General features: G+C 60.2%; 29 protein-coding genes, 1 tRNA gene and 1 pseudogene. 25 read left to right on the top strand and 6 right to left on the bottom strand.

Annotated features, from left to right (window positions below; translation table 11 throughout):
• Positions 1–307, bottom strand: a pseudogene (locus AB5405_RS06240) (IS110 family transposase); the annotation flags it as partial.
• Positions 308–486: 179 nt separating this feature from the next.
• Positions 487–1,470 carry a zinc-ribbon domain-containing protein gene (locus tag AB5405_RS06235; protein ID WP_368137907.1) on the bottom strand — a complete coding sequence of 328 codons (984 nt, stop codon included), beginning with the start codon at positions 1,468–1,470 and terminating at the stop codon, positions 487–489.
• A gap of 240 nt (positions 1,471–1,710) precedes the next feature.
• Here AB5405_RS06235 and tmk point away from each other — a divergent pair, with 240 nt between their 5' ends.
• From tmk to AB5405_RS06175, 12 genes are all read left to right on the top strand, one after another.
• On the top strand, positions 1,711–2,394 hold the full coding sequence (tmk, locus tag AB5405_RS06230) for a dTMP kinase (protein ID WP_368137906.1): 684 nt from the start codon (positions 1,711–1,713) through the stop codon (positions 2,392–2,394).
• A gap of 1 nt (position 2,395) precedes the next feature.
• Complete coding sequence (locus AB5405_RS06225; protein ID WP_368137905.1) at positions 2,396–3,523, top strand: DNA polymerase III subunit; 1,128 nt, start codon at positions 2,396–2,398, stop codon at positions 3,521–3,523.
• The gene (locus tag AB5405_RS06220) at positions 3,514–5,214 is read left to right on the top strand and encodes a PSP1 domain-containing protein (RefSeq protein WP_368137904.1); all 1,701 of its coding nucleotides are present in this window, start codon (positions 3,514–3,516) and stop codon (positions 5,212–5,214) included. The genes AB5405_RS06225 and AB5405_RS06220 overlap by 10 nt, the downstream gene beginning before the upstream one ends.
• A 102-nt stretch (positions 5,215–5,316) precedes the next feature.
• A complete protein-coding gene (locus tag AB5405_RS06215; protein ID WP_368137903.1) occupies positions 5,317–6,123 on the top strand; it encodes a ComF family protein in 807 nt (268 codons plus the stop codon).
• Positions 6,124–6,570: 447 nt separating this feature from the next.
• Positions 6,571–7,596 (top strand): substrate-binding periplasmic protein, encoded by a 1,026-nt coding sequence (locus AB5405_RS06210; RefSeq protein WP_368137908.1) that lies wholly within the window; start codon positions 6,571–6,573, stop codon positions 7,594–7,596.
• Between the two features lie 317 nt (positions 7,597–7,913).
• Positions 7,914–8,498 (top strand): ribosome hibernation-promoting factor, HPF/YfiA family, encoded by a 585-nt coding sequence (gene hpf / locus AB5405_RS06205; protein ID WP_035137685.1) that lies wholly within the window; start codon positions 7,914–7,916, stop codon positions 8,496–8,498.
• A 79-nt stretch (positions 8,499–8,577) separates the two neighbouring features.
• The gene (locus tag AB5405_RS06200) at positions 8,578–9,531 is read left to right on the top strand and encodes a DegV family protein (protein ID WP_346979269.1); all 954 of its coding nucleotides are present in this window, start codon (positions 8,578–8,580) and stop codon (positions 9,529–9,531) included.
• Between the two features lie 98 nt (positions 9,532–9,629).
• On the top strand, positions 9,630–10,673 hold the full coding sequence (locus AB5405_RS06195; protein ID WP_368137902.1) for an NAD(P)-dependent oxidoreductase: 1,044 nt from the start codon (positions 9,630–9,632) through the stop codon (positions 10,671–10,673).
• 5 nt (positions 10,674–10,678) lie between these two features.
• Positions 10,679–11,107 (top strand): hypothetical protein, encoded by a 429-nt coding sequence (locus AB5405_RS06190; protein WP_138340214.1) that lies wholly within the window; start codon positions 10,679–10,681, stop codon positions 11,105–11,107.
• 15 nt (positions 11,108–11,122) lie between these two features.
• Complete coding sequence (locus AB5405_RS06185) at positions 11,123–11,821, top strand: hypothetical protein (protein WP_161144537.1); 699 nt, start codon at positions 11,123–11,125, stop codon at positions 11,819–11,821.
• 6 nt (positions 11,822–11,827) lie between these two features.
• The gene (locus AB5405_RS06180; RefSeq protein ID WP_022094615.1) at positions 11,828–12,913 is read left to right on the top strand and encodes an isocitrate/isopropylmalate dehydrogenase family protein; all 1,086 of its coding nucleotides are present in this window, start codon (positions 11,828–11,830) and stop codon (positions 12,911–12,913) included.
• A 126-nt stretch (positions 12,914–13,039) separates the two neighbouring features.
• Positions 13,040–14,125, top strand: coding sequence for a hypothetical protein (locus tag AB5405_RS06175; RefSeq protein ID WP_368137901.1), 1,086 nt, complete (start codon positions 13,040–13,042; stop codon positions 14,123–14,125).
• A 114-nt stretch (positions 14,126–14,239) separates the two neighbouring features.
• Here the strand turns inward: AB5405_RS06175 and AB5405_RS06170 are convergent, their stop codons facing one another.
• The gene (locus tag AB5405_RS06170; protein ID WP_118388347.1) at positions 14,240–14,479 is read right to left on the bottom strand and encodes a helix-turn-helix domain-containing protein; all 240 of its coding nucleotides are present in this window, start codon (positions 14,477–14,479) and stop codon (positions 14,240–14,242) included.
• A gap of 9 nt (positions 14,480–14,488) precedes the next feature.
• Positions 14,489–15,127, bottom strand: a complete 639-nt coding sequence (locus tag AB5405_RS06165) for a hypothetical protein (protein WP_349129638.1) — start codon at positions 15,125–15,127, stop codon at positions 14,489–14,491.
• 702 nt (positions 15,128–15,829) lie between these two features.
• Between AB5405_RS06165 and AB5405_RS06160 the strand changes: the two genes are divergently transcribed.
• The 8 genes from AB5405_RS06160 to nagA all read left to right on the top strand — a co-directional run bounded on the left by AB5405_RS06160 (position 15,830) and on the right by nagA (position 22,523).
• The gene (locus tag AB5405_RS06160; protein ID WP_035137680.1) at positions 15,830–16,273 is read left to right on the top strand and encodes a PTS sugar transporter subunit IIA; all 444 of its coding nucleotides are present in this window, start codon (positions 15,830–15,832) and stop codon (positions 16,271–16,273) included.
• Positions 16,273–16,554, top strand: coding sequence for a preprotein translocase subunit YajC (gene yajC, locus AB5405_RS06155; protein WP_022094612.1), 282 nt, complete (start codon positions 16,273–16,275; stop codon positions 16,552–16,554). The genes AB5405_RS06160 and yajC overlap by 1 nt, the downstream gene beginning before the upstream one ends.
• Before the next feature lie 36 nt (positions 16,555–16,590).
• A complete protein-coding gene (agaV, locus tag AB5405_RS06150; protein WP_022094611.1) occupies positions 16,591–17,073 on the top strand; it encodes a PTS N-acetylgalactosamine transporter subunit IIB in 483 nt (160 codons plus the stop codon).
• Positions 17,074–17,163: 90 nt separating this feature from the next.
• Entirely contained in the window at positions 17,164–17,964 is an 801-nt protein-coding gene (locus AB5405_RS06145; RefSeq protein WP_022094610.1) for a PTS mannose/fructose/sorbose/N-acetylgalactosamine transporter subunit IIC, read from the top strand.
• The gene (locus AB5405_RS06140) at positions 17,954–19,036 is read left to right on the top strand and encodes a PTS system mannose/fructose/sorbose family transporter subunit IID (protein WP_022094609.1); all 1,083 of its coding nucleotides are present in this window, start codon (positions 17,954–17,956) and stop codon (positions 19,034–19,036) included. Before AB5405_RS06145 ends, AB5405_RS06140 begins: the two co-directional genes overlap by 11 nt.
• 185 nt (positions 19,037–19,221) lie before the next feature.
• Complete coding sequence (locus AB5405_RS06135) at positions 19,222–19,953, top strand: GntR family transcriptional regulator (RefSeq protein ID WP_349104681.1); 732 nt, start codon at positions 19,222–19,224, stop codon at positions 19,951–19,953.
• A gap of 114 nt (positions 19,954–20,067) precedes the next feature.
• On the top strand, positions 20,068–21,234 hold the full coding sequence (locus AB5405_RS06130; RefSeq protein WP_349104683.1) for an AgaS family sugar isomerase: 1,167 nt from the start codon (positions 20,068–20,070) through the stop codon (positions 21,232–21,234).
• 119 nt (positions 21,235–21,353) lie between these two features.
• Positions 21,354–22,523 carry an N-acetylglucosamine-6-phosphate deacetylase gene (gene nagA, locus AB5405_RS06125; protein ID WP_022094606.1) on the top strand — a complete coding sequence of 390 codons (1,170 nt, stop codon included), beginning with the start codon at positions 21,354–21,356 and terminating at the stop codon, positions 22,521–22,523.
• A gap of 75 nt (positions 22,524–22,598) precedes the next feature.
• Here nagA and AB5405_RS06120 read toward each other — a convergent pair whose 3' ends face one another.
• Positions 22,599–23,183: a flavodoxin domain-containing protein gene (locus AB5405_RS06120; protein ID WP_118372965.1), complete on the bottom strand. Its 585-nt coding sequence runs from the start codon at positions 23,181–23,183 to the stop codon at positions 22,599–22,601.
• A 156-nt stretch (positions 23,184–23,339) separates the two neighbouring features.
• Between AB5405_RS06120 and AB5405_RS06115 the strand changes: the two genes are divergently transcribed.
• The 4 genes from AB5405_RS06115 to AB5405_RS06100 are packed head-to-tail and all read left to right on the top strand — an operon-like array spanning position 23,340 to position 25,887.
• Positions 23,340–24,221, top strand: coding sequence for an aldose 1-epimerase family protein (locus AB5405_RS06115; protein WP_368137900.1), 882 nt, complete (start codon positions 23,340–23,342; stop codon positions 24,219–24,221).
• A 59-nt stretch (positions 24,222–24,280) separates the two neighbouring features.
• Positions 24,281–25,216: a hexose kinase gene (locus tag AB5405_RS06110; RefSeq protein WP_368137899.1), complete on the top strand. Its 936-nt coding sequence runs from the start codon at positions 24,281–24,283 to the stop codon at positions 25,214–25,216.
• Positions 25,217–25,222: 6 nt separating this feature from the next.
• Positions 25,223–25,381: a hypothetical protein gene (locus tag AB5405_RS06105; protein WP_368137898.1), complete on the top strand. Its 159-nt coding sequence runs from the start codon at positions 25,223–25,225 to the stop codon at positions 25,379–25,381.
• Between the two features lie 32 nt (positions 25,382–25,413).
• Positions 25,414–25,887 (top strand): NanQ anomerase/TabA/YiaL family protein, encoded by a 474-nt coding sequence (locus tag AB5405_RS06100; protein ID WP_368137897.1) that lies wholly within the window; start codon positions 25,414–25,416, stop codon positions 25,885–25,887.
• A gap of 210 nt (positions 25,888–26,097) precedes the next feature.
• Here the strand turns inward: AB5405_RS06100 and AB5405_RS06095 are convergent.
• Positions 26,098–26,173, bottom strand: a tRNA-Thr gene (locus AB5405_RS06095).
• 207 nt (positions 26,174–26,380) lie between these two features.
• On the opposite strand from AB5405_RS06095, the gene AB5405_RS06090 reads away from it, so the two are divergent.
• Complete coding sequence (locus tag AB5405_RS06090; RefSeq protein WP_368137896.1) at positions 26,381–26,893, top strand: PTS sugar transporter subunit IIB; 513 nt, start codon at positions 26,381–26,383, stop codon at positions 26,891–26,893.
• Positions 26,894–26,943 lie beyond the last annotated feature (50 nt).

Raw genomic sequence — 26,943 nt, 5'->3', positions numbered from 1 at the left:
GGAACTCGGCGTCGTTGCGGTCGTTCTTCCTGCGCCTGTCCGCGCTGGGCTTGATCATCTTCGAGACGGCGCCGACCGCGCAGTCGACCCCCAGGCCGGAAAGCCTCTTCTGCAGGTCGAAGCCCGTGACCCCGGACTCGTACACGCACCTGGCCCCGGGGTCCACGGAACGGACCCACTCCGCGACGGCGCCGGCGTCGTAGCCGAAGGTCGCGGCACGTACCTCCCCGGTCATGACGTCGAGGGAGACGGCCTTTATCGAGCGGGCGTGGACGTCGAGGCCGATGAAGGTGGTAGCATCGAGCATGGGAGCCCCTTCCATGAATGCGGCGTGGCCGCCACGGTTGGATTAGACACTCACCATTGTCGGCCTAATCCGCGGTCTTTCATGCAGCAGGGGCTCTCAATGTTTTTATGTCCTGCTCATATCGTCTCTGCCGGTAGTTTGGGACGGTCCCTAACTGCCGGCTCGGGAACGACAAAGCGCTAGTTTACCTCGACAGGCTTGGCGCCGGGATAGCGCTCCTCAAAGTCTAGGCGGTACTTATTGTCATTGGTGCCCGCCACGTTGTCGCGTGACAGCGGCGCCACGATCTCATTCTTGTGGTCCTCGGGCTTGGCGTATTTCAGGCTGATCTCCCAGGCATCACAGATTGCGTCAATGCGGTGATCCAGGTCGTCATACAGGGCAACGATGTCCTTCCAGGAGCTGTAGTTCTTAGAGCTCGTCGGGACGTCCAGGTCCTCGACGATGTCGTAATACTGCTCGATGGTGTCCTCTGTGCGCTCGGCGACGTCGGCGAGATTTTGACGGGTGGTGCGATCTTCTTCCAGATAGCTGCCGTTGAAGTTCTGCGCGCAGCCACGGACGTAGTTATCGAGGTCTTCGAGCAAGTCGTAGTATTCGCTCAGTCGGCGGTAGAGGTTCTGCTCGGAGAGCGTTGCTTCGCCGCCATCCTCGTCGTCATCGTCATCATCGTCGTACAGGCTGTTGGGATCGCCGAGAGGCTTTAGGTCATCGTCGTCGACGTCATGGTGCAGCTTAGCTACCTCGGCAGTCGTCTGCGTGGCGGCGTTGTCGAAAGGCTTGATCACAAAGAAAACAACCAGGGCGATGATAATCGCCACCAGCACAACGATAACGGCGATAAGCGGCCCGGTGCCGCTCTTTTTGGGAGCGGGGGTCTGTGGCGAAGCGGGCGCGTATGCGGGAGCCGGCTGCTGTTGGGACGAGCCGCTCGCGACGGGTATGCGCTGCGTGGTCTCGACGGCCGCGGGGCCTGCGGCGGGGTCGGGGCGATAGGCGAGGGGGTCGTCCGCCTTGGCTTGCGGCGTATCAAGGGAGCCGGTCTGCTCAAAAGCGGGCTGGCTATCGCTCGCGGTTGTTTGCTCAACGGGTGCACCGCACGAGGTGCAGAACTTGGCATTATCTGCAAGAAGCTTGCCGCACGAGGCGCAATACCGAGACATTGCCACTCCTTTCGCCACATTTCAATGCAATATGACGATTATACCCAGCACCCCAAATTCCCCTTCATAAGTTGCGGTGAAATAGGGACTGTTTGGCGGTCTCAGAGCTTCAATCAGTCCCTATTTCACCGCAACTTTGGAAAGGCGCCTTTAGCCATTGGGGACGCACCGAGCACTGGGGTATCATGGCTTGGTTGCTATAACTCGCATTTACGCGCCTTGTAGGAAGGGGCTGCGCCCATGGCTTTTGAGCCCGCTCAACATAGCTTCATTACGCTCGAGGGTGTCGATGGCGCCGGTAAATCTACGCAGGCGCGCCTGCTTGCCCGTGCGCTCGACCTTGCCGGCTACCAGGTTGTGACCCTGCGTGAGCCGGGCGGTACCGCCATCAGCGAAAAGATCCGTGCTCTGCTGCTCGACCCCGCCAATACGGCGATGGGCGACACCTGCGAGTTGTTGCTCTACGAGGCGGCACGCGCTCAGTTGGTGCACGAGGTCATCGCGCCCGCCCTTGCTGCCGGCAAGGTTGTCCTGTGCGACCGCTTCTACGATTCCACGACCTGCTACCAGGCGTTTGCCGACGGCCTCGACCGCCAGATAGTGCGCGACGCCAACAACCTGGCCGTCGCGGGTACGCACCCGGCGCTCACGCTCGTCTATCACATCACGCCCGAGCAGGCGGCGCTGCGCATGGCTGCCCGCGGCGCGGCCGACCGCATGGAGGCCAAGGGCATGGCCTTCCAGGAGCGCGTCTACCAGGGATTTTGCAGCATTGCCGCCGAAGAGCCAAATCGCGTAAAGCTCATCGACGCGACCGCGTCCATCGAGGAAGTCTTCGCGCAGACGGTCGAGCGGGTTCGCGCCTACGGCCTCGACATTTCCCAGGACGCCGTCACCGCTGCGCTTGCCCAGGAGGCCGAGTAGCATGGCCCCCGCTCAGGCAAGTCTGCTGGCCAAGCTCGACACCCAAGAGCGCGTGCGCGACTTTTTGACCAATGCCGTCGCCAGCGGTCGCGCATCGCACGCCTACCTGTTTTTGGGCGCGCCCGGCGCGGGCAAGCTCGACGCCGCGTGGGCGCTCGCCCAAGCCTTCCTGTGCGAGCAGGATGGCTGCGGCTCATGCGACAGTTGTGTGCGCGTTGCTCGCCATACGCACCCCGACGTGCACTATTACACGCCCGAGAGCGCCACGGGCTACCTCATTGCCCAGACCCGCGAGCTGCTCGACGACGTGCCGCTGGCACCCATCCGCGCCAAGGCCAAGGTCTACATCATCGACCGTGCCGAGCAGCTGCGCGCCAACACCGCCAACGCGCTGCTCAAGACACTCGAGGAGCCGCCCGAGGGCGTTATGTTTATCTTGCTGGGCACCTCCGCCGACGTGATGCTGCCCACCATCGTGAGCCGCTGCCAGTGCGTGCCGTTTCGGCTGGTGTCGCCCGCCGTCGCCGCGCAGGCCGTGAGCCGCGCCACCGGTCAGGACCCTGCGCGTTGCCGCATGGCCGTCGCAGTAGCGGGAAGCCCCACGCGTGGCATCGAGTTTCTCAAGAACGCCGAGCGCCAGGACGCCCGCCGTCAGATGGTTCGCGCCATCGATTCGCTCATCGCCGCCGATGAGGCCGACGTGCTCAGCCGCGCTAAGTCGCTCATCGTCGCCGTTAAGGCGCCGCTCGCCGAGGTCAAGTCCACGCAGGAAAAGGTGCTCGAGCAAAACGCCGACTACCTGTCGCGTGGAGCATTGAAGCAGCTTGAGGACCGCAACAAGCGCGAACTCAACGCGCGCGAGCGTTCGGGTATCATGGAAGCGCTGGCGAGCGCGCGGACGCTCATGCGCGACGTGCTGCTGACGCTTCAGGACGAGGCGGCCGACGTGGTGAACGAAGACGTGCGCGACACGATCGGTCGGCTTGCCGCCGCGACGAATGTTGCGGGCGCCACGCGGGCGCTCGAGGCAGTCGCAACCGCCGAACGCAACATCGCCAGAAACGTTACTCCCCAGCTGGCCATCGAGGTCATGCTGTTCGATATCAGGAAGGCACTGAAATGCCGTTAGTCGTACCCGTTAAGTTTACCTACGCCTCGCGCGACCTGTGGTTCGATCCGCAGGATCTGGATATCCTCGAGGCCGATTATGCCATTTGCTCCACCGAGCGCGGAACCGAGATCGGCCTGGTCACGGCCGATCCCTTCGAGGTGCCGCAAGATGAGATCGGTCAGCCGCTCAAGCCCGTGCTGCGCGTGGCGAGCGACATCGACCTCCAGCTTGCCGACGACCTGGCCATCCAGGGCGACGAGGCCATGGTCGACTTCCGCCGCCTGGTCAAGGAGCTCGACCTCGAGATGAAGCCGGTGGGCGTCGAGTACCTGTTTGGCGGCGAGAAGGCCGTGTTCTACTTTGCGGCCGAGGAGCGCGTCGATTTTCGTCAGCTCGTCAAGGACCTGTCCTCGACGCTGCACATTCGCGTCGATATGCGCCAGATCGGCGTGCGTGACGAGACCCGCCTGGTGGGTGGCTACGCCCAGTGCGGACAGGAGCTCTGCTGCACGCGCTTTGGCGGACAGTTTGAGCCCGTCTCGATTCGCATGGCAAAAGAGCAGGACCTGCCGCTCAACTCGTCCAAGATCAGCGGCGTTTGCGGCCGCCTGATGTGCTGCCTGCGCTACGAGTTCGAGGCCTACAAGGACTTTAAGAGCCGTGCGCCCAAAAAGAAGACGCTCATCGATACGCCGCTTGGCAAGGCGCGTATCCAGGAGTATGACACGCCGCGTGAGCAGCTGGTGCTGCGCCTGGAGAACGGCAAAGTCTTTAAGGTCAACCTGGCCGATATGACGTGCTCGGAGGGCTGCAAAAAGAAGGCCGCCGAGCAGGGCTGCAACTGCCGCCCCGACTGCGTGACGCGCGACGTGCTCGAGCGCATCGAGTCGCCCGAGATGCGTCTGGCGCTCATGGAGCTCGACCGCGAGAACGGCGTCGACGTGGGCGATGGCCTGTCGAGCGCCGACCGTCTTGCCGGCACGTCGATGCCCAAGCGCCGTCGTCGCGATGCCGATTCCGATGCCCGCGCTGCTCAGGGTCAGGGCGAGGGCCGTGGCCGCGGAAAGGGCCGCGGCAAGGCCGAGGCGCCCGAGGCCGAGGAGGCCGCCGGTGGCCGTCGCCGCCGCAAGCGTGCGGGCTCGGGCGATGCTACCGAGGCTGCAGCCGCGGGCAAGAACGCCTCTCGCGAGCGCGAGGTTCAGCAGCCCCAGCAGCAGAATCGCGGCGGTGGCATGAACCCCACACGTCGTCGCCGCCGTCATCTGTCGAGCGAGGAGCGCGAGGACGCCTTTCGCGCCGCAGCTGCTCGCGAGGCTGGTGCCGCTTCCAAGGGCCCCTCGGCTTCCGATGCGCCTGCCGACAAGGGCGGCAAGTCACGTGGCGAGGAGGAGCGCGCGCCGCGTCCGCGCCGTCGCCATTCCTCGGGCACGCAGCAGAAGCCTTCAGTGCCCTCTGTGGCCGATCAGGTCTCGGATGGCGAGGTCAAGGTCACGCGCCGTCGTCCCGGAGATGGCGGGGGAGCGGCTGCCAAGGCTTCGCGTGGCGCGGCTCGCGACGAGCGCGAGCCGCGCGAGGATCGCGGTGGCGAGGGCTCGGCCGACCAGGGTCAAAAGCGCCGTCGCCGTCGCCGTTCCCGCAAGCCGCGCCAGGATGGTGGCGAGGGCCCGACCCCGTCTTCGTCCGCACCACAACCGCCCGCCGGCGAATAACGCCCGCGAGCGGATTTAGCCCGCCTTGCCCCGAGCGCATCGGGGTATCATAGCGCCGAATCAACAACCCTCCCTGCGACCGAACGTAGGGAGGGTTGTGTCTTGAAGAGCCATCTGAACATATTGAGCCGTCTGCAGGGCGCCGGCGCCCTACCGTTTGCGGACGAATTGCTACCGTTTGCCGAGTGGGTGGCACGCGAGGCGCTCGAGGCATTGTCGCCAACACGATGTGCCGGCTGCGAGCGCGCCGGTGCGCTTATTTGCCAAGACTGCCTGACCGCGCTCACGCTCATCGACCCACGTCATAGCTGCACCCGATGCGGCGCCCCGTTTGGGGATTTGCTGTGCACTGAGTGTTCGGTCGAGGGCACGTCCTCGGCAATGGCGGAGGCACTCGACCGCTGCCTGGCGTGCGCTGTCTATGCGCATCCACTGCCGCGCATCATTAAAGCGTACAAGGACGCGGGCGAGCGACGTCTGGCTCCGTATCTGGCGGAGCTGGTCTACGACACCGCCCTGCATGCCCAGGTCGTAGCGCCCGATCGCTATGGAGGTGTGCTGTCCGGCGCGGATGCGGTGGTGTTTGTGCCTGCGACGGCGGCAGCGTTTCGGCGGCGTGGTTTTGATCATATGGAGGCTATTGCGCGCCCATTTTGCGAGCTGTCGGGTGTTCCCCTGCTCGATGCTCTCGTCAAGTACGGGCATGGCGACCAGCGCGAACTCGGTCGTGAGGAGCGCCGCGAGCGTGCCCAAGGCATGTACGAGACGGTTGAGGATGTGCGGGGCAAGCGCCTGCTGCTTATCGACGACGTTATCACCACGGGTGCGACGATGGCAGCGGCTTCGGCGGAACTCAAGCGCGCCGGTGCCGCGGCCGTTGATGGCCTCGCTATCGCACGCGTTTGGTAGGGGTGGTTTTGTGGCAGTGAAGATAGCGCGTGCGGCCCGTCCTGACCTGCGAAATCTGTACTCGAGATGCGAATGACGCCCCTAACCTTAAACTTTAGCTTGAACTTAGTTATAATGCGCTTCGTTCCTACCAGGCTGTGGTTGCGGACGGACGAAATGCCCGTCCTAGTCCAAGACAGACGCGGTCAAAGGGATCCACGTAAGCGACCGCGTGCGCGCGGCGCGATCATGGCGCGTCCTAGATGTAAGCCGCACCGTCCGTTCTACTTTCTTTGGGGCAATACCGCCTCGCGGGCGAGCGGGTCAGTCGTGAAGGTGGCTGCGGCCTCCCGAGCAAACACCCCGGTGCGCAAGTGTGGGGTCAAATACCAGGTCAGCTGGTGGGAACAACCTGATATTCCGCGCAACGCACGGATTGTATACGACACAGAAGGCAGGGTAGTGGACATGGTGAGGGGCAGCTTGATGCACGCGGCTCGGTTAGGTGCTGGGACCGCAGCGGTCATCGCCGTTTTGGGCCTGAGCGGATGCGCGTTCAACCCGCTGTCTACGTTCACGACTCCCACGATCGACCAGATCGAGTACGAGACCGTCACGCCGGCGGTGTCGGACGATGCCCTGGTCACTCCCGGAACCCTGACGGTCGCCCTCGATACTTCCGATGCGCCGCAGGCCATGCAGGGCGCCGACGGCGAGCTCACGGGGTATGCGGTTGACGCCGCCCGCGCCCTCGCAAGCCGCATGGGCCTTAAGGTCGCCTTCGTCGATGCGTCCTCGGCAGGTTCCGCGCTCGGCGACAAAAAGGCCGATATCTTTATCGGCGAGATTAACTCCACGGACGGGGACATTAGCTCGCTCGGCACCTGCCTGTACGATGCCACTTCCGTGTTCGGTAAAACTAGCGATGGTGGGTCGCTAAGCGTTTCCACCGATACCCTTAACACGTCCACCCTGGGCGTTCAGACGTCCTCGGCCTCGCAGGAGGCGCTTGCTAAGCAGAGCATCACCGCCAACCAAAAGACCTACTCCAACATCAACGAGTGCTTTGAGGCGCTCGAGTCCGGCGAGGTCGACTATGTGATCTGCGACTCCACGGCCGGCGGCTACCTTGCACGCCTGATGAGCGAGGTCTCCTATGTCGGTGCGCTCGAGGCGCCCTCGACGCTTGGTGTTGCGGGCCTCTCGTCCAATGACGAACTGTGCCGTGCCGTGAGCGATGCCCTCGACGGTATTACGGCCGACGGCACGCTCGAGGCGGTCCACTCTGTCTGGTATGGCACGATGCCCTACGACCTCACCACTAAGACGGTTTCGGGCGCTAACGTGCAGCCGGTCGACTCTGAGTCCAGTGAGACCACGTCCTCCGGCAGCGAGTCCTCCGATTCCAACAATGAGACCGCATCCTCCGAGGACAAATCGTCCAGCCAGGAAGGCGCCATCACCGACGACGACATTAACAAACTCAATAGCTAGTTATTGCTAGGGGTGGTGTCTCCTATACGTTGGAAAGGACACCTCTTCACGGTTTCAACACGCACTGCCGGGCTTCCCCAATAGAGGAGCCCGGCTTTTTCATCCCTATAAAACCAGCAGGTCAAAGCCAATTTCAAGAAGAAAAACCAACTCTGCCGACGCCCTCCTATAGCGCACTTTGCCACAGAAAAGTGCGAGACTTCGGTATGCGGTATCAAGCAATCGTTATTCGGGTCTTTGGGAATCCGCGTGATTAAATGCACAGCAATGGGTACATAGCCAGTACAGTAAGTCCCCGAGGCAGATTGGAGCCACGTATGGATATCAAGGTTTCTGGACGCAAGACGACGGTAACCGATGCTCTGCGTGCGCATGTGGATGAGAAGATCGGCGAGGCGCTCAAGGTTTTCGATATCGAGCCCATGACGGTCGACGTTGTACTTCGTTATGAGAAGAACCCCTCGAACCCCAACCCGGCAATCGTCGAGGTTACGGTTCGTGCCCGCGGTTCGGTGATTCGCGTTGCCGAGCACGGTGCAGATATGTACGCCGCCATCGACCTCTCCGCCGATAAGGTCACCCGCCAGCTGCGCAAGTTCAAGACCAAGGTCGTGGACAACCGCCAGGGCGGTGCCAGCGCGGCGGATGTCGCACCGGTCGAGCGCGTCGAGGATCTGGCCGACCTGCTGCTGCCCGAGGAGGAGGACGACCTGCTCGTCCGCGAGAAGGTCATCGATGTCACCCCGATGACTGAGGAGCAGGCACTGGTGCAGACCGATCTGCTCGGCCACGACTTCTACGTGTTCGAGAACGCGACGACTGGCCTCATCAATGTGGTGTATCACCGTAAGAATGGTGGATATGGCATCATCAAGCCCCGCATCGAAACACTTGACGAGTAAAATACGTTAACTTGCATGAGTTAACGGCCGGCGGCCATCCCATGCGGGTGGCCGCCTTTTTACGTAAGGAGTCGCTTTGATGGACAAGGCCGCATCCGCCGGTCATTCGGACCGTTGCCGCATCGTCGTCGATACCTGCTGCGACTTTAGCCCCGAGGTCGCCGCGAACCTCGATGTCGATATCCTGGGTTTCCCCTTTATCATCGATGGCGAGGAGCGTACGGACGACATCTGGTCGAGCATCACACCCAAGGAGTTCTACGACCGGATGCGCGCCGGTGCCCGCGTGTCCACCTCGGCTGTGTCGCTCGGTCGCTATATCGAGTTCTTTACCGAGTGCGCCAAAGAGGGCACGCCCACGGTCTACCTGTGCTTTACCTCGGCGCTGTCGTCGAGCTACAACTCCGCGTGCCAGGCGGCAGATGCCGTGCGCGCCGAGTATCCCGATTTTGAGCTTTACGTGGTCGACAACGCTCTGCCCTGTGCGACCGGCGCGCTCTTGGCGCTCGAGGCCGTGCGCCAGCGTTCGGCGGGACTGACCGCCAAGCAGCTGGTCGATTGGGCAAACGAGGCAAAGACCTACGTCCACGGCTACTTTACGCTCGAGAGCTTCGACGCACTGGCTGCCGGCGGCCGCATTCCGCCCGCGGCGGCGCAGCTCACGGCAAAGCTCGATGTCAAGCCCGAGCTCTCCTACGACCTGGCCGGCTCGCTGTCGCTGATCGGCGTCAACCGCGGCCGCAAGAAGGCGCTCAAGTCCATCCTCAAGTCGTTCCGCGAGAACTACGTGCCCGATCGCACCATGCCCATCGCCATCATGACGGCCGATGCCGAAAAGGATGGTGACTGGCTCGAAGCCGCCATCCGCAAGGAGGAGGGTTGCGCCGACGTCACGATCATTCGCGGCTCCGTGGGTCCCACCATCGGCTCGCACGTGGGCCCCGGCATGGTGGGCTGCGCGTTTTGGGGTAAGAACCGCGCCGACAAGGCGTCGCTTTCCGACCGTATCGCCCGCCGCGTGCGCGGTCAGTAGGCAAGCGCTGCGTCCGTAATCGCCCTCGACTCACAGCCCAAACGCTGGCACCGAGTATTTAACCTGGTAACAACATCCAACCCAAAAGGAAAGGTTTCATGGCAAACAAGCTCTCCGTCGCATTTATCGGCACCGGAATCATGGGTGCCCCTATCGCCGGCCACATCCTGGATGCCGGCTATCCCGTCACGGTCAACAACCGCACCAAGTCCAAGGCCGCCGCGCTTATCGAGCGCGGTGCCGCCTGGGCCGATACGCCGGCCGATGCCGCGGCGAACGCCGACGTCGTCTTTACCATGGTGGGCTATCCCTCTGAGGTTGAGGAGCTCTACCTGGCGGGCGACGGCCTGCTCGCGTGCACCAAGCCGGGCGCGGTCTTGATCGACCTCACCACGAGCTCGCCCGAGCTCGCCCGTGACATTGCCGAGGCCGCCCAGGTTTCTGGTCGCATGGCGTTTGACTGCCCCGTCACCGGCGGCGAGTCGGGCGCGATCGCCGGCACGCTCACGGCTATCGTGGGCGCTACCGAGAACGACATCGCCCCGGTCCGCGACATCCTTGCCACCTTTGCGGCAAACATCTGCTGCTTCGACGGCGCCGGCAAGGGCCAGGCTGCCAAGCTCGCCAACCAGGTGTCGCTGGGCGCCTGCATGGTCGGCATGGCAGACGCCATGGCATTTGCCGAGCTGAGCGGCCTCGATCTGGAAAAGACCCGTCAGATGATCCTGGGCGGCACCGGCAAGTCCGGCGCTATGGAGAGCCTGGCGCCCAAGGCGCTCGACGGCGACTACAAGCCCGGCTTTATGGTCGAGCACTTCATCAAGGACCTGCGTCTGGCGCTCGCCTACGCCGACGACCGCGAGCTCGCGCTGCCCGGCGCCGACGTGGCCTTTACGCTCTATGACATGCTCGACGCCATCGGTGGCGCCAAGCTGGGTACCCAGGCCATCACGGTACTCTATAAGGAGGAGGCCGACGCCATTGCCGCCGGTCTGGACTGGTCGCAGTATCGTCCCGAGGAGCACGGTGCTCACGAGGAAGGCTGCGGTTGCGGCGAGCACGGCGACGACCACGAGTGCGGTTGCGGCCACCACCATGGCGAGGACCACGAGTGCTGCTGCGGCCATCATCACGGGGAGTAGCGCCCATGAGCTGGACGTTCGTGGTGCTTGCGCTGGTGCTCTTTATCTTTGCGATCTACATCGGCTTTTTGTGCGGCCAGTGGGCGTGCGAAAAGCGCGTGATCACCAAGCGCGACTACTGGATCGCCAATTTTGCAGGTGCGGCGGCAGTCGTCCTGCTAACCTGGGTGTTTTCGCTGTTCCCGCTGGTGCAGTTTGCGCCGATCGGCTGGCTCGGCGGCTTTATCGCCGGCCTTAAGATGAGCTTTGGCGAGTCCGTCGGCCCGTGGCGCAAGCACGACGAGGTCTTTAACGTCAACAAGGCACACCGCGCCGCCGCCGATGCGGGCGACGCCGAGGAGCGCCGCCGCGCGCGTCACAATGGCGCGGCCGACCGACAGCTCATCTCGGTCACCGATGACAGCAAGGGTGCTGGCAAGCACGCTAAGAAATAGTAAGAAGAGGTAACTATGGCAGAAAACAAGGAAGAACAGCTCACCGACGAGGAGCTGGCACAGCTTCAGCTGGCAGAGGAGAACGAGAACGCCGTCGACCGTCTGGTCAAGGAGCTCGGCTGCCCCACGCGCCGTATCCGCCAGTTTGCCGCCCGCGTGCTGCACCTGCTCGCCGAGCGCGATCCGCAGCGCGTCGTGCCCTGCGTGCCCGCGCTAATCGAGGCGCTCGACCGCCCCGAGGCTCAGACCCGCTGGGAGGCCCTCGATGCCCTGGCGGCGCTCGCCGCCACCTGCCCCGAGCAGCTGGGCGATGCCTTTGAGGGTGCCGAGACCGCGCTGTTCGACGAGATTTCCTCCACGCTGCGCTATGCCGCCTTCCGCCTGCTGTGCGTGTGGGGCGCCACGAGCGTCGAGCGTTCGCGCGAGGCTTGGCCCATCCTGGACGAGGCCATCCAGTGCTACCACGGCGACCTCGAGTATCGCGACATGCTCGGTTGCCTGTACGAGTTTGGCCAGGGCGAGATTGACGCCGAGGTCGCCGAGAAGCTTGCGCTGCGCCTTAAGTTCGATGCCGAGAACGGCAAGGGCAGCTATCTCAAGGCCCGTTCGAGCGAGATTTGCGAAATGCTTGTTAAACGTTTTGGCCTGGATCTCTCCAAAAAGAAGAAGCGTGCTAGCGTTAAAAAATCTGACGACGCCGAAGACGAGGAGTAACAGATTATGGCGCACGATGTAGTCCTGATTCCCGGTGACGGTATCGGTCCCGAGATTACGCAGGCCATGCGCCGCGTGGTCGAGGCCACCGGTGTCCAGATCAACTGGAACGTCCAGGAGGCCGGCGCCGGCGTCATGGACGAGTTTGGCACGCCGCTGCCCCAGCATGTGCTCGATGCGGTCGCCGAGACCAAGGTTGCCATCAAGGGCCCCATCACCACGCCGGTCGGCACGGGCTTCCGCAGCGTTAACGTCGCCCTGCGCAAGCATTTCGACCTGTACGCCTGCGTGCGCCCCTGCCTGTCGCAGCCGGGTGACGGCTCGCGCTTCCGCGACGTCGACCTGGTCATCGTGCGCGAGAACACCGAGGACCTCTACGCCGGCATCGAGTTCGATGAGGGCGCTGCCGAGGTCGAGGAGCTCTCGCAGCTTGTCGAGCGCTCGGGTCAGAAGACCTTCGCCGCAGATTCCGCCATTTCAATTAAGCCGATCTCCATCGCCAAGAGCCGCCGCATTGTGGAGTATGCCTTTGAGTATGCCCGCCGCTGCGGCCGCAAAAAGGTGACGGCCGTGCATAAGGCCAACATCATGAAGGCGACCGATGGCCTGTTCCTGCGCGTTGCGCGCGAGGTGGCCGCCAACTATCCCGATATCGAGTTCAACGACAAGATTGTCGACGCCACCTGCATGGGCCTGGTCCAGAACCCCAACGACTTCGATGTCCTGGTGCTGCCCAACCTGTACGGCGACATCGTCAGCGACCTGTGCGCCGGCCTGGTGGGTGGCCTGGGTATGGCCCCCGGCTCCAACATCGGTGCCGACTGCGCCATCTTCGAGGCGACGCACGGCTCCGCGCCCGATATCGCTGGCCAGGATATCGCTAACCCCACGGCCGAGATTCTGTCTGCGGCTATGATGCTCGATCACCTGGGCGAGAACGACGCGGCCAATCGCATTCGCGCCGCCGTTTCTGCCACGCTCGACGAGGGTGAGCAGGTTACCGGCGACGTTCGTCGTGCCCAGACCGGCTCCGTTGAGGGTGCTGTGGGCACGCAGGCCTTTGCCGATGCCGTTATCGCGCACCTGGCCTAAGGTATGCACGCTGCAAACGCCTAAATAGTACTTAAGTGTTTGCGTATAACCTGAGAATCAATACGCCCGGCGCTCTGTCGGGCGTATTCTATTGCGGACTATGTTTCCTAACAAGGAGTAACTGATATGGGTCTGATTCAAAAGAAGGACGAGAAGGACGAGATCGACGGCATCCAGATCATCGAGCGCGGCGAAGGCCCCGACGGTGACGAGGACGAGAAGATCGATCTGGTCGCCGGTACGTCTGCCGAGCACATTGCTGCCGGCACGACCGCCGAGGAGGAGGACGCCCGCCTGGAGGCTCAGATTGCCGCGGATGCCGCTGACGAGAATCTCATGCCCGAGGAGCAGGACGAGGACGACGACTCCGACGTGGACGACCATGCATCCAAGCACAAGAAGACGATGATTGCCGCCTTCGTGGTTGCAGTCGTGATCGCTGCCGTGGTCGGCTTCTTTATCGGCAACGGCGGTTTTGGCGGCAAGGGTGTCGGCTCGGCGACCCTCACCGAGGACCAGCTCGATTCGACCGTGGCAAGCTATAGCTACAACGGCAAGAAGAGCGACATCACCGCGCGCGAGGCCATCGAGAGCCAGTACAGCCTCGATACCGTCAAGGATGGCGATGGCAACTACACCGCTCCCTCTGCCGACGTTATCCTGTCCTACGTGCGCAACAAGATTCTGCTCGATGCTGCCGAGGACGAGGGCATCACCGTCTCTTCTAAGGAGATGAAGAAGTACGCCGAGGATTCCATCGGCACTTCGGACTACAAGACCATGGCCACGCAGTATGGCGTGTCCAAGGACCAGGCCAAGCAGATTGTCCGCCAGTCCGCGACGCTGCAGAAGCTCTACAAGAAGAAGGTCGGCGACAGCTCCGCAAGTATGCCGACCGCCCCGACCGAGCCTGCTGACGGCAACGAGGAGACCGCGAGCAAGGACTACGCCGATTACATCATCAACCTTGCCGGCGACGAGTGGGACAGCTCAAAGGGCACCTGGAAGGACGCCGATAGCACCTACGCTAAGGCCTTCGCTGACGATGCCTTTACGGCCGATAGCGCTACCTATAAGCAGGCCATGACCGCCTATTACACCGCCTACCAGCAGTATTCCTCGCAGGCTTCGAGCGCCAGCTCCAAGTGGACCGAGTATGCGAACGGCCTCTACGCCAAGGCCAACATCAGCATCTACGGCCTGTTTGCGTAAAGAGTCACACGGCTCATCGAGCATCTAGCCGATTGACAGCAGAAAGCCCGCCAGCACGGAAGTCGTACTGGCGGGCTTTCTGCGTTGAGGGTATGATTGGCGGCTTAATTATGGCTATTCATCTTTAAGTCCAAAAAGGCTATCGGCTTCATCGTCGGATATATATTCCAGCACATCACCTGGTTGGCAGTCGAGTGCCCGGCATATCGCGTCAAGAGTTGAAAAACGTATGGCAGAAACCTTGCCCGTCTTAATGCGTGACATATTGACCTGGGAGATGCCCACACGTTCCGCAAGCTCTTTGGATGAGATCTTGCGTTCGGCGAGCATGCGGTCAAGCCGCAGAATAATCATGGATTCCCCCTAGAGCAACTCGTCATCTTGTTTTTGCAGGATATACCCGTAGCGGAAGATGCTGGCAATCAGGCAAATAATCAGGCCTGCAAAGAGCATGGAGGGCTCGAATAACTGGCCGACGAACGCATCCGTAAAGCTGCCACCAAATCCTGAGAGTATCATTCCCGTGATTACGGCACCAAGAAGCCTCACGGCAACGCCGCCGATAAGGAATAAATGTCCTACTCGACGAAGTGTCTGGTTACATTCAAGGTCAAAGGGCCTGCCTTCCTTTTCAATGTTGAAGAAAAGCCTGCGCACGCTTATTGCGATGGTAAGCGCGAGGCATGTCATCAAGAGGCTCCCTATGGCAGTGTGACCATCGTGTGCGACGAGCATAAGTGGGGCCTGCACATCGGTACCGACGATAGCAAGGCACGGCCCTTCGCCGGCTTGAAGTTCTACGGATTGGAGACACGGGCCTTGGGAGAGGCCAGGCAATATGAGTAGAAGGTCAATCGCAATGACTGCGAGGAGCCCCAGAGCGAGCGCGGTGGTAATGCAGATCGTGGCCCATTTGCAGATGCGAGCGAGCTTCCTCAGTTTGGCTACCGTCTGTTCGCGGCTGATGGTTTCATTCGATATAGACGCGTTTCGATGGACCATAACCCCTCCAATCGGCGTTTTGGATGATACTTGTATCATATCAGAATTAACGATAAACGATAAATAATTACGGATACTGAGCAAGTAATGATTGAAAACGATTAGCGTGAGCTATTGGCTCATTTTGGATGCCGGAGTTTGGCGCGCGGGGGATGAGGACAAATGCCAAAACTTCCCGTGATCGCACAAGTGCTTCATCGGGTTTCCCTAATTCATCTGGGAAAACAACTGCAAACGATTGCAAGTAACCGGTGAACGGTCGAAAACTACCGTTCACCGATAATCTCAAAACTGGTTCTAACTGGTATTAAGTCAAAAAGACCAATTCACATATCTTCACAATGACCTGCAATTTTTCTACACGCTATTTTTAGCCGCCCTGCGTTGTTTAGGGACAGGAAAAGTTCCGATCTTTTGCCAAAGCATTTCGAAACGGTTTCAAAACCGCAGGTAGAAGTGTTAACGACCGGTAAACGGTCGAAATATCACCGTGAGCGGTGCAAAAACGTTTTACCGTATGAATCAACGAAAGCGACCTCTTCTGGGGTGATATAGTGACAACAACACGTCACGTGGTTACTACCAGTTTAGAAACCACTGGTCTTCAAAGAACGCTTTCTAAGAAGCTTTAAGGGCGAGCGCCCGCTGGCTTCCGAAAATCATCGGACTCAGATTGTACACACCTTCGGAAGGGAAATTTGAATGGTTGGCTTTATTCTTACCGGTCATGGACAGTTCGCACCCGGCCTAGCTAGCGCTATCGCTATGGTTGCCGGCGACCAGCCCGCTTTTACCGTCGTTCCTTTTGAGGGCGACCAGGCTGCTTCCTACGGTGAGGATCTCCGCGCCGCTATTACCGCCATGCGCGAGGAGTGCGATGGCGTGCTCGTCTTTACCGACCTGCTTGGCGGCACCCCGTTCAACCAGTCGATGATGATTGCCCAGGATGTCGACAACGTCGAGGTTCTGACTGGCACCAACCTTCCCATGGTTATTGAGCTTCTGTTCCTCCGCGGCAATGCCACGCTCGCCGAGCTTGGCGAGCAGGCCGTGACCGTTGGCCAGACGGGCGTCACCGCCCAGACGGTCGCATCCGTTGCCGGCTCCGAGGAAGAGGATATCTTCGGCGACGAGGACGGCATCTAATGGCCGATTTCGGAGCCAACGTCCTGAGCTCCTCGGTCGCCCTTTTAGGCCTGCTTGTCATCATGGGCTTGATTTACACCATCTGGTCGCAAATCAACATGAAGAAGAAGCAGAAGTACTTCAAGGAGCTGCACACCGAGCTCAAGCCGGGTCAAGAGGTTCTTTTCGCCGGCGGTATCTACGGAACCGTCAAAGGCATCGAAGGCGAGAAGGTCCAGATCAAAGTCCGATCCGGAGCCGTCGTAGATGTTTCGCGTTACGCGATTCAGGAGATCAAGTAACTGTCGTCAGCAAATAACGAAAGGAAGCTGATCAACATGGCAGAACCCAACATTCTTCTTACCCGCATCGATAACCGACTGGTTCATGGTCAGGTTGCCACCCAGTGGAACTCCACCCTGGGCTCCAACCTCATCCTCGTCGCCAACGACGACGTGGCGTCCAACACCATGCGCCAGAACCTCATGAAGATGGCCGCTCCCGCCGGCGTCGCTACGCGTTTCTTCTCTCTGCAGAAGACCATCGACGTCATTGGCAAGGCGAGCCCGCGCCAGAAGATCTTCATCGTGGCCGAAACACCGGAAGACGTGCTTACGCTCGTCAAGGGCGGTGTGCCTATAAAGAAGGTAAACATCGGCAACATGCACATGTCGGAAGGAAAGCGCCAAGTCGCCACCTCCGTCGCAGTTAACGACGAGGATGTCGCTGCGTTTAAAGAGCTGCAGGAATTGGGGGTGGAGTTGGAGATCAGGCGCGTTCCGAGCACGCCTGTTGAGGACACGAGCAAGCTCTTCTCGTAATCCTCGTGATCCACGTTGTCAGGAGTGAAACCCTGACGTTCTGTACGTGAAATCCAAAGTGCGTACATACATTTTGAAAGGAGGAGCAAGATGGAATACTCGATCATCCAGATCGCTCTGGTCTTCGTCGTCACGTTCATCGCGGCAATCGACCAGTTTGACTTCCTCGAGTCTCTCTATCAGCCCATCGTCACCGGCGCCGTCATCGGTCTTATCCTTGGCGACCTCAACACCGGTCTTCTCGTGGGTGGTACCTATCAGCTCATGACGATCGGCAACATGCCGATCGGAGGCGCTCAGCCGCCTAACGCCGTCATCGGCGGCATCATGGCAGCCATTCTCGCTATCGCCACGGGCCTCGAGCCCAACGCGGCAGTCGGCCTCGCCATTCCGTTCGCTCTGCTTGGCCAGCTTGGCGTTACCCTGGTCTTCACGCTTATGTCCCCGCTTATGTCCACGGCCGATAACATGGCTCACAACGCGGACACCAAGGGCATCGAGCGCCTGAACTACTTCGCCATGGCTCTGCTCGGCCTGATCTTCGCTGTCGTCGTCACCCTGTTCTTCATCGCTGGCGCTACCATCGGTCAGACCATCGCTTCTGCCATCCCGACTTGGCTGCAGACCGGTCTCTCCGCTGCAGGCGGCATGATGCGCTTCGTCGGCTTCGCCGTCCTGCTCAAGGTTATGATGAACCGCGATATGTGGGGCTTCTTCCTCATGGGCTTTGGCCTCGCGCTCATCACCGTTGCCAACGATTCGCTGGCAACCCCTGCTCTGCTCATCCTCGCTCTCATCGGCTTCGGCATCGCTTTCTGGGACTTCCAGCAGCAGACCGAGCTGAAGGGTGCAGCTGTTTCTGACGGAGGTGACTTCGAAGATGGCATCTAATGAGTATGTGATCCCGGAGCACTACGAGGATCTCACTCCTGCTCCGCAGCTCGACCAGAAGACCCTCAACAAGATGGCTTGGCGCTCCTGCTTCCTGCAGGCATCGTTCAACTACGAGCGCATGCAGGCCGCTGGCTGGCTTTACTCCATCATCCCCGGTCTGGAGAAGATCCACACCAACAAGAACGACCTCGCGGCTTCCATGAGCCACAACCTGGAGTTCTTCAACACCCACCCGTTCCTTGTCACCTTTGTTATGGGCATCGTGCTTTCGCTCGAGCAGAACAAGGTTGACATCCCCACGATCCGCGCCGTCCGCGTCGCCGCAATGGGCCCGCTCGGTGGTATCGGTGACGCCCTGTTCTGGCTGACGCTTGTGCCTATCACGGCCGGCATCACCTCTAACATGGCCATCAACGGCAACGCCGCTGCACCGATCATCTTCCTGGTGATCTTCAACGTCGTCCAGTTCGCTCTGCGCTTCTGGCTCATGAACTGGTCCTACAAGCTTGGCACCAGCGCTATTGACGCTCTGACCGCCAACATGCAGGCCTTCACGCGTGCCGCTTCCATCATGGGCGTCTTCGTCGTCGGTTGCCTGGTCGTCACCATGGGTGGCACCCAGATCAACCTCCAGATCCCCAACGGCACCACCCGTGGCCTCTCCGCTACTACCGTGATCGTCTCCGAGAAGGAGGCCGAGAACTTCACCGGTATGGAGGGTATCGATACCGAGACCGCTGAGGCCGGTACCATTGCCATGACCGATGAGGACGGCAACGCCCTCACCGCTTCCGATGCCGACGGCAACGCTGTCGAGTGCGGCGTCACCGATCTGGGCAACGGCATGGAGTCCGTTACCTACGGCACCGTCACCGAGGATCCGGTCAACTTCTCTGTTGCCGACACCCTCAACACCATCGTCCCGAAGCTCGTCCCGCTTATGCTTACGCTGCTGCTTTACTACATGTTCGCTAAGCACAGCTGGACCCCGACCAAGGGCATTCTGCTGCTCTTCGTCCTTGGCATCCTGGGCGCTGGCCCGCTTGGTCTCTGGCCGAGCATCTGGTAAGGCTCTAGCTTGAGGGGTGTGTCCCTACGCGGCTCACACCCCGACCCCTTAAGCCATGTGTATGTTAAAAGCCGCGTGCTCGAAAGAGCGCGCGGCTTTTGTTTTCTTGATGAGTCGGGTGTTGCAGACCGATAATGCTTAACACCCTAGGTAGTTAGCCGAATTCGAGCAAAAGGGAGGATAGGATGGCGATCGGAGCGCGCAAACAGCCCCTTTACGATCAGCTGGTCGATATTCTGACCGAAAAGATTGACCATGAATATCATGCCGGTGACATGATTCCTTCCGAGCGCGAACTTTCGGAGCGCTATGGTCTCTCGCGCACCACAGTACGCCTAGCTCTACAAGAGCTGGAACGCTTGGGACTGGTGGTTCGGCAGCACGGTCGCGGCACCTTTGTGACCGACCGTTCGGCAAAGGCAACCAATCTTACGCAGTCCTACAGCTTTACCGAGCAAATGCGGGCGATGGGTCGCGATCCAGAGACCACGATTCTCGAGTTTTGCGAGATGGAGGCCGATAAGAATCTGGCCGAGCATATGGGGTGTCGCATCGGCGACCGTATCTTTAAGCTCAAGCGCCTTCGTTCCGCCGACAATATGCCCATGATGGTCGAACGTAGCTATCTACCGGTTCGTCAATTTCTGTCCCTAAAGCGACCGCTGCTGGAGCGTAAGCCGCTTTACGATGTGATTGAGCAAGACTTTCAGCAAAAGATACGTGTTGCCGAAGAGGAGTTCTATGCGAGCATAGCCCGTCCCACCGATGCCCACCTTTTGGGAATTGTCGAGGGCTCGCCTGTGCTCGATTTGATCAGAACCACGTATAACGAGTCAAACGAGGTCGTGGAGTATACGCTCTCGGTTGCTCGTGCCGACCAGTTTAAGTACAAGGTTTATCACCAGCGCACCGATTAGTGATGCGCCTGTTTCGTTGTGTTGATTCTTTGCAGTCAACTGGTTACTACCAGATAACCAACCGAAGTGTATAATTGCACGTCAGAGGTTTACTTCTAGAGAGAGGTATTAGAAATGTTCGAGAAGAGTGTCGAGGAGCTCACCGAGCTCGGCGCCCAGATCACCACGGCCGAGATTGCTCAGCAGCCCGAGCTTTGGCGTGATACGCTCAACATCTACCGCGAGAACAAGGAGGCCATCGAGGCCTTTCTGGCCGAGGCTCGCGCTATGGGCGAGGGCCGTCTGTCCGTTGTCTTCACCGGTGCCGGTACGTCCGACTACGTTGGCGATACCTGCGCCCCGTACCTGCGTCACGCCGGCAACACTGATCTCTACGACTTTAAGCCCATCGCCACGACCGACATCGTGAGCGCTCCGCGCGACTTCCTGCGCGCCGAGGATCCCACGCTCGTGGTTTCCTTTGCCCGTTCTGGCAACAGCCCCGAGAGCCTTGCCGCCGTCGCCGTTGCCAAGGAGCTTGTCCACAACGTCAAGTTCCTCAACATCACCTGCGCTCCCGAGGGCAAGCTCGCCGTCGAGTCTGCCGATGATCCTAACGCGCTGACGCTGCTCATTCCGCGCGCCAACGACAAGGGCTTCGCCATGACCGGTTCTTATTCCTGCATGACCCTGCTCTCCACCCTTATTTTCGACACTGCCTCTGACGAGCAGAAGGCCGAGTGGGTCGAGACCATCGCCAAGATGGGCGAGGAGGTTATCGCTCGCGAGTCCGAGGTCGCCGATTACCTGGCTGGCGACTTCAACCGCGTGACCTACTTGGGTTCTGGCTCCTTCGGTGGCCTTGCCCAGGAGAGCCAGCTCAAGATCCTCGAGCTTGCTCACGGTCTGGTCGCTACTTCCTACGACACCTCTATGGGCTATCGTCACGGACCCAAGTCCTTCGTCGACGATAAGACGCTCGTCTTCGTGTTCGTCAACAACGACGCCTACACCCGTCAGTACGACATCGACATCCTCAATGAGATCGGTGGCGACGATATTGCTCAGCACACCGTCGCCGTTCAGCAGGAAGGTGCCACCGTCTATGAGGGTGAATCCTTCACCTTTAAGGGCTACGAGGCGCTTCCCGAGGGCTACCTTGCTCTGCCGTTCGTGATGTTTGCCCAGGCTATCAGCCTGCTCAACTCCGTGCGCGTGGGCAACACGCCCGATACGCCGAGCCCCACCGGCACGGTCAACCGCGTGGTTAAGGGCGTGACGATTCACCCCTTCACCGCTTAATCGCGTCCCCCTGTAAGGGCGCCCGTCCGCTCATAACGGCGGGCGGGCGCTTTTTGTTTTTACATGGACCGGGTATAAGTATCATCACGGTCAACTGCTTCAAGAAGCAAGGAGTGCATATGAGCACATACGCAATTAAGGCTGACAAGTTCTTCTTGCCGGCAGGCCCGCAGCTGGGCGGCTATCTTATGGTCGAGGATGGCGTCTTTGGCGCCTGGCAGGCCGACGAGCCCTCCTGCGAGATCAAGGACTACACGGGATCGTGGATCGCGCCGGGCATGGTCGACACCCACATCCATGGCTTCTATAACCATTCGACTACCGATAACGACCCCGAGGGTATCGATATCAGCTCGACCGAGCTCGCTCGTCGTGGTACCACCAGCTGGCTGCCCACGACGTTCACCGATGGCGTCGAGCAGATCAAGGATGCCTGCGCCGCCATCGCCCAGGCTGACGAGGGCCGCGGTCCTGACTTCTGCGGTGCTCGCATTCAGGGTATCTACCTGGAGGGCCCCTTCTTTACCATGAAGCACGTGGGCGCGCAGAACCCCGCTTATCTTATCGATCCCTCCGAGGAGGTCTTCGACCAGTGGCAGGAGGCTGCGGGTGGTCGCATCGTTAAGAGCGCCATGGCTGCCGAGCGCGACGGTGCCGCTGCTTATGCGGCTGCTTTGAACGCCAAGGGTGTGGTGACCAGCATCGGTCACTCAGACGCCACCTACGATGAGTGCATCGCCGCCATCAACGCCGGTGCCAGCTGCTTTACGCATACCTATAACGGCCAGCGCGGGCTGCATCACCGTGAGCCCGGTGTCGTGGGTGCCGCCATGTCCACGCCCGAGACCTATGCCGAGATCATCTGTGACGGCAAGCACGTGAACCCTGCCGCCATCAAGGCGCTGCTGCAGGCAAAGGGCTGGCAGCACACGGTGCTCATCACCGACTGCCTTGGCTGCGGCGGCATGCCCGAGGGCAGCTACACCAGCGGCGGCATGGACGTCATCATGAAGGACAACCTGTGCTGGCTCGCCGACGGCAAGAGCATTGCCGGCTCGGTGCTCACGCTTGCCCAGGGCGTCAAGAACATCGTCGACTGGGGCATCGCCAGCGCCGATATCGCCATCCGCATGGCAACCGAGGTGCCGGCTCGCTCTGCACACATCGAGGATAAGTGCGGCAGCATCATGCCGGGTCGCGACGCCGACTTTGTCGTGTTCGACCATGAGCTCACCCTCGTCGAGACGTATGTTGGCGGCCAGAGCGTCGGCAACGCCTTTACCGAGTAACGATAGAAAAAGACGGCGGGCCCGAATCTGCTCGGACCCGCCGTATGGGTTAAACGCTCAAAAGCACCTTTACAGTTACAGCTTGTTAGCGATCTTCTTTGCCGTGCGCTTGACGCCGGCCACCAGGCCTCCTGCAGGATGCTCCTTCTCGTAGGCTAGGCGCTTCTCGCGCTTGGCATACTCTTCGACGATGATGTCGCCGTACTCGTCTTCGATCTTGTCGAAGAAGTCGACGGCGCCCTTAATTTCTTCAGCGGTCGGGTGCCCCTTTTGGACACCGCCGGTGAGTTTGAACGGCCCCCACGTATCAAAGCCGGGGCAACCGTAGACACCCATAAAGATGGCCTGCCTCATGCGGCAGATGCCATCGATATCCTTGCCGTACCACTTGTTTTTGCCGCCATAGGTCATAAGGCCAAACACCTTGTCCTGCGGCTGCAGCACGTTAGTGAGCACGCGTGCCATATCTTTGTCGATCTCGGAGTAATAGATGCCCGTGGCGACGCCGATCAGATGATATTCGTGCAGGTCGGGGTACTCGTTTTTCCCGAGTGACTTCACGTCGAGAGTATCGATTTCGGGGTGCGCCTCGACGATGGCGTCCACGAGCTTTTTCGTATTGCCGTGGTGGCGTGAGGCATAAAGGATGATGGTTCGCATAAGAAGGCCTTTCAGCTGTAATGACGTCAATGTTTGTATGGTACCCCGTTGTATGGTCGGGATACCGGACACATCGACGAGCGCGCGGGTTTGTCCTCTGACTAGGATTGAGACGGGCGCTTGCATGAAAAAAGCAGTTGTCCGAAAGGATGGATAATGGAATACGCTCTTTCCAACGATTCGATTTCTATCAAGGTTTCCACGGCTGGCGGCTCGTTTACCTCGATTGAGGCTGACGGACGCGAGTATCTGTGGCAGGGTGATCCCGCGGTATGGTCCGGCCAGGCGCCGGTCTGCTTTCCGATTTGCGGAGGCCTGCGCGATGGTAACGCTATGACGTTTGCCGGGCATCATGTGAAGCTCGCCCGCCACGGCTTTGCGCGCAAGCAGGAGTGGAAGCTGTTGAGTCAAAGCGCAAACGAGCTGGCTATGTGCCTGGCATCCGAGGATAACGCTGCATTGCTGAGCGATTATCCGTATCCGTTTAAACTTGTCGCCCGCTATACGCTCGAGGACGCCGCCGTGCGCGTTTCCTATGAGGTTACCAACGAGGGCATCGAGGACATGCCGTTCTTTATCGGTGGACACCCCGGCTTTAGGTGTCCGCTCGATGAGGGCGAGGCCTATACGGACTACGAGCTGCGCTTTGAGAAGGACGAGGCTGCGGAGCTTTGCACCGCTGTCCCTTCGACTGGCTTGATTGATGTGGACAGGCGCTCCAAGAACCCCATGGTGGGAAAGACGCTGCCTCTGTCGCATGAGCTCTTCGATTTTGCGGAGACCATCTTTGACGTGCTCGAGAGCCGTCAGGTCACGCTTTCCAAGAAGGGCGAGGACAAGGGCGTCCGCCTGAGCTTCGAGGGCTTTCCGTATCTCATTGTGTGGAGCAAGCCCGAGGGCGATTTTGTGGCAGTTGAACCCTGGGGCGGCCTTTCGACCTGCTCCGATGAGGACGACGTGCTTGAGCACAAGCGCGGCTGTCTTATCGCCAAGCCCAAAGAAACCATCGTGCGCTCGTTCACGATCGAGATTCTGTAGTCGCATGTAGCCAATTCGTTTTGCAAGGCATAAGGAGCCTGCGAGATAAGGAGCTAGAAATGATCCTCACCGTTACGATGAACCCGTCCGTCGATACGCGCTATCAGCTCGATGAGCTCGTCATTGACGACGTAAACCGTGTGACGCCCGAAAAGACCGCCGGCGGCAAGGGCCTTAACGTAGCCCGCGTCCTTGGTCAGCTGGGCGACGACGTTGTGGCAACCGGCCTGCTTGGTGGTCATATGGGCGCCTATATGGCCGAGCTCATGGATGCCAATGGCATTAAGAATGATTTTGTGCCCATCAAGGGCGAGACCCGCATCTGCCTCAATATCCTTCATGCCGGTAACCAGACCGAGCTGCTCGAGAGCGGCCCGACGATTGCCCCCGAGGAGCTCGATGCCTTTACCGCCAAGTTTACCGAGCTTGCGGGTAAGGCCGACGTCGTTACCATCTCGGGTTCGCTGCCCCGCGGCGTCGAGGCAGACTACTATGCCAAGATCACGGGCATTGCCGAGAACGCCGGCGCCAAGGTGCTGCTCGATACCTCGGGTGCTTCGCTCGAGGCAGCGCTCGAGTCCGAGGTCAAGCCCGAGCTGGTTAAGCCTAACCTGACCGAGATTAACGGCCTTTTGGGCACGAGCTTTACCACCGACGATGTGGAAGAGCTCCGTGCCGCGCTCGCCTCTGACGCCCGCTTCTCCGATATCCCCTGGGTCGTCGTATCCATGGGCGCTGCTGGCTCCGTGGGCTTCCACAATGGCCGTGCGTTCCGCGCGAAGACGCCCGATATCCCCGCCGTTAACGCCACGGGCTCTGGCGATTCGACCATTGCCGGCTTCGCACATGCGATTGCTGCCGGAGCCGACGACGAGACGGTGCTGCGTACCGCCAACACCTGCGGCAAGCTCAATGCCATGGATCCCATGACTGGCCACTTGGTTATGGATCGTTGGGACGAGGTTTACAACGGCGTTGTCGTGACCGAGCTGTAGGAGCTTGTGCTGCAGCCCCGGCATCGGTTGCCAGTTCATGTCGACGACAAGTGCAGTAGCATTATGCCGGGGCGCGACGCCGACACTGTCGTGTTCAATCCCGACCTTACCCTGGTCGAGACGCATGTGGGTGGCAACAGCGTCGGTAATGCGTTTGCCGAGTAGCCGCCAAAGAAACGATCCGAGAGGGGATTTAGATGATTTACGGTGCATTGGGCGATATCGAGGAGTACCGTGGAATGCTCAAGGGCCTCGACGTGCTGATCGACTGGCTCGAGGAGAACGATCCGGCGAAGCTCGATGTCGGCAGCCATCCGATTCTGGGCGACAAGGTCTTTGCGAACGTCATGGCTCCCACGACGCGTCCCGAAGCCGAGGCTCACTATGAGACGCATCAGCGCTATCACGACCTGCAGATCGATGTCGAGGGTCGCGAGGCCTTTAAGGTCGCTACGGGCAGCTTGACGCTGGTCCAGGAGTTTGACGAGAAGGACGACTACGATCTGGTCGATTCCGACGCCTCGATCGCCGGCGATCTTGCTGACGATAAGTTTGCACTGTTCGTTGCCGGCGAGCCTCATATGCCCACGCTCGAGTTCCCGGGCGATGGCGCGCAGCCGGTCAAGAAGATCTGCTTTAAGCTGCTTGCAGATGCTTACTGGGAGGAGTAGCGCGCTGCTCGGCTGAGCTGTTCGTATGCTGGCGTGATTCCATTGAGGAGCGCGCTTGAGCCCCGTTAATCGCGGTTCCCTTGGGGATTGCGGTTGGCGGGGCTTTTTTGTTGAGTAGGGGAGTTGCCGGCGGCGTTGTGCCTGGATTGGCGGATGTGCGCTCGAAATCGGCAACAAAAAAAGCCGCCCGAAGGCGGCTATCTTGTGCAATGGAGCCAGCGACCGGGCTCGAACCGGTGACCCCCGCTTTACGAGAGCGGTGCTCTACCAACTGAGCTACGCTGGCGGCCATATGATGACGCAACTGAGGCGTCAACGGCTGTCTATGATACGGGACATCGCACATCCGCGCAAGGGTTCTGGCGGCTTTTCTCACTTTAAATGCACTAATATTGGAAGCGTGATGTCTGCGGTACCCATTTGGTGCTTGACCTGCTGTTGAGTTGGTGGCCGACGTCCCGCTCGTATGGGTCTCAAACAGAATGGGGCAGCCATGGCTCTACCCAAGATCCTTCTCACGCGTATCGATGACCGGTTTATTTACGGGCAAGACGTTGAGCTGTGGAATGAGGCGATTGGTTCCAATCTTGTCCTGATCGTCAACGGCGAGATTGCGGCGGATTCGCGCCAATGGGCCCCTATGAGGGTGGCGACGCCCGATGGCGTCTGGACACGGTTTTTCTCAGTGCAAAAGACCATCGACATCATTCACACCGCAACGCCGCGCCAATGGATTCTCATCATGGTGGCGTCGCCCGCGGATGCGCTCGCGCTGGTCAAGGGCGGTGTGCCCATTACCAAGATCAGTATCGGTCACATGCAAGCAGGGGAGGGCAAGCGTCCCGCGACGCCCGCAGTTGCCGTAGACGACACAGACGTCGCCGCCTTCAAAGAGCTGCAAGAACTCGGCATAGAGCTAGAAATCCGCTCCCTCCCCAGCTCCAATCCCGACCCCATTCAACTAGTCGTTGGGGACACCCTTGGCACTTGGGGACGTTCCTTTTAATATGAGCAGGACATTGTCAAGAGGCAAAATCGGGCCTGGCCCCAACGATA

The organism is Collinsella aerofaciens (assembly GCF_040920445.1).
GTDB lineage: Bacteria > Actinomycetota > Coriobacteriia > Coriobacteriales > Coriobacteriaceae > Collinsella > Collinsella aerofaciens_BH.
This window is presented reverse-complemented; position numbering and strand designations above follow the sequence as displayed.

Bases quoted from the DNA above. Each gene is read 5' to 3' on its own strand.
- agaV (WP_022094611.1), top strand. From the start codon at position 16,591: ATGGCAGAACCCAACATTCTTCTTACCCGCATCGATAACCGACTGGTT.
- AB5405_RS06170 (WP_118388347.1), bottom strand. From the start codon at position 14,479: ATGATTATTCTGCGGCTTGACCGCATGCTCGCCGAACGCAAGATCTCA.
- AB5405_RS06160 (WP_035137680.1), top strand. From the start codon at position 15,830: ATGGTTGGCTTTATTCTTACCGGTCATGGACAGTTCGCACCCGGCCTA.
- AB5405_RS06120 (WP_118372965.1), bottom strand. From the start codon at position 23,183: ATGCGAACCATCATCCTTTATGCCTCACGCCACCACGGCAATACGAAA.
- AB5405_RS06165 (WP_349129638.1), bottom strand. From the start codon at position 15,127: ATGGTCCATCGAAACGCGTCTATATCGAATGAAACCATCAGCCGCGAA.
- AB5405_RS06100 (WP_368137897.1), top strand. From the start codon at position 25,414: ATGATTTACGGTGCATTGGGCGATATCGAGGAGTACCGTGGAATGCTC.
- AB5405_RS06210 (WP_368137908.1), top strand. From the start codon at position 6,571: ATGGTGAGGGGCAGCTTGATGCACGCGGCTCGGTTAGGTGCTGGGACC.
- AB5405_RS06135 (WP_349104681.1), top strand. From the start codon at position 19,222: ATGGCGATCGGAGCGCGCAAACAGCCCCTTTACGATCAGCTGGTCGAT.
- AB5405_RS06115 (WP_368137900.1), top strand. From the start codon at position 23,340: ATGGAATACGCTCTTTCCAACGATTCGATTTCTATCAAGGTTTCCACG.
- nagA (WP_022094606.1), top strand. From the start codon at position 21,354: ATGAGCACATACGCAATTAAGGCTGACAAGTTCTTCTTGCCGGCAGGC.
- tmk (WP_368137906.1), top strand. From the start codon at position 1,711: ATGGCTTTTGAGCCCGCTCAACATAGCTTCATTACGCTCGAGGGTGTC.
- AB5405_RS06145 (WP_022094610.1), top strand. From the start codon at position 17,164: ATGGAATACTCGATCATCCAGATCGCTCTGGTCTTCGTCGTCACGTTC.
- AB5405_RS06180 (WP_022094615.1), top strand. From the start codon at position 11,828: ATGGCGCACGATGTAGTCCTGATTCCCGGTGACGGTATCGGTCCCGAG.
- yajC (WP_022094612.1), top strand. From the start codon at position 16,273: ATGGCCGATTTCGGAGCCAACGTCCTGAGCTCCTCGGTCGCCCTTTTA.
- AB5405_RS06200 (WP_346979269.1), top strand. From the start codon at position 8,578: ATGGACAAGGCCGCATCCGCCGGTCATTCGGACCGTTGCCGCATCGTC.
- AB5405_RS06185 (WP_161144537.1), top strand. From the start codon at position 11,123: ATGGCAGAAAACAAGGAAGAACAGCTCACCGACGAGGAGCTGGCACAG.
- AB5405_RS06195 (WP_368137902.1), top strand. From the start codon at position 9,630: ATGGCAAACAAGCTCTCCGTCGCATTTATCGGCACCGGAATCATGGGT.
- AB5405_RS06090 (WP_368137896.1), top strand. From the start codon at position 26,381: ATGGCTCTACCCAAGATCCTTCTCACGCGTATCGATGACCGGTTTATT.
- AB5405_RS06110 (WP_368137899.1), top strand. From the start codon at position 24,281: ATGATCCTCACCGTTACGATGAACCCGTCCGTCGATACGCGCTATCAG.
- AB5405_RS06140 (WP_022094609.1), top strand. From the start codon at position 17,954: ATGGCATCTAATGAGTATGTGATCCCGGAGCACTACGAGGATCTCACT.
- AB5405_RS06225 (WP_368137905.1), top strand. From the start codon at position 2,396: ATGGCCCCCGCTCAGGCAAGTCTGCTGGCCAAGCTCGACACCCAAGAG.
- AB5405_RS06220 (WP_368137904.1), top strand. From the start codon at position 3,514: ATGCCGTTAGTCGTACCCGTTAAGTTTACCTACGCCTCGCGCGACCTG.
- hpf (WP_035137685.1), top strand. From the start codon at position 7,914: ATGGATATCAAGGTTTCTGGACGCAAGACGACGGTAACCGATGCTCTG.
- AB5405_RS06130 (WP_349104683.1), top strand. From the start codon at position 20,068: ATGTTCGAGAAGAGTGTCGAGGAGCTCACCGAGCTCGGCGCCCAGATC.
- AB5405_RS06235 (WP_368137907.1), bottom strand. From the start codon at position 1,470: ATGTCTCGGTATTGCGCCTCGTGCGGCAAGCTTCTTGCAGATAATGCC.
- AB5405_RS06175 (WP_368137901.1), top strand. From the start codon at position 13,040: ATGGGTCTGATTCAAAAGAAGGACGAGAAGGACGAGATCGACGGCATC.
- AB5405_RS06190 (WP_138340214.1), top strand. From the start codon at position 10,679: ATGAGCTGGACGTTCGTGGTGCTTGCGCTGGTGCTCTTTATCTTTGCG.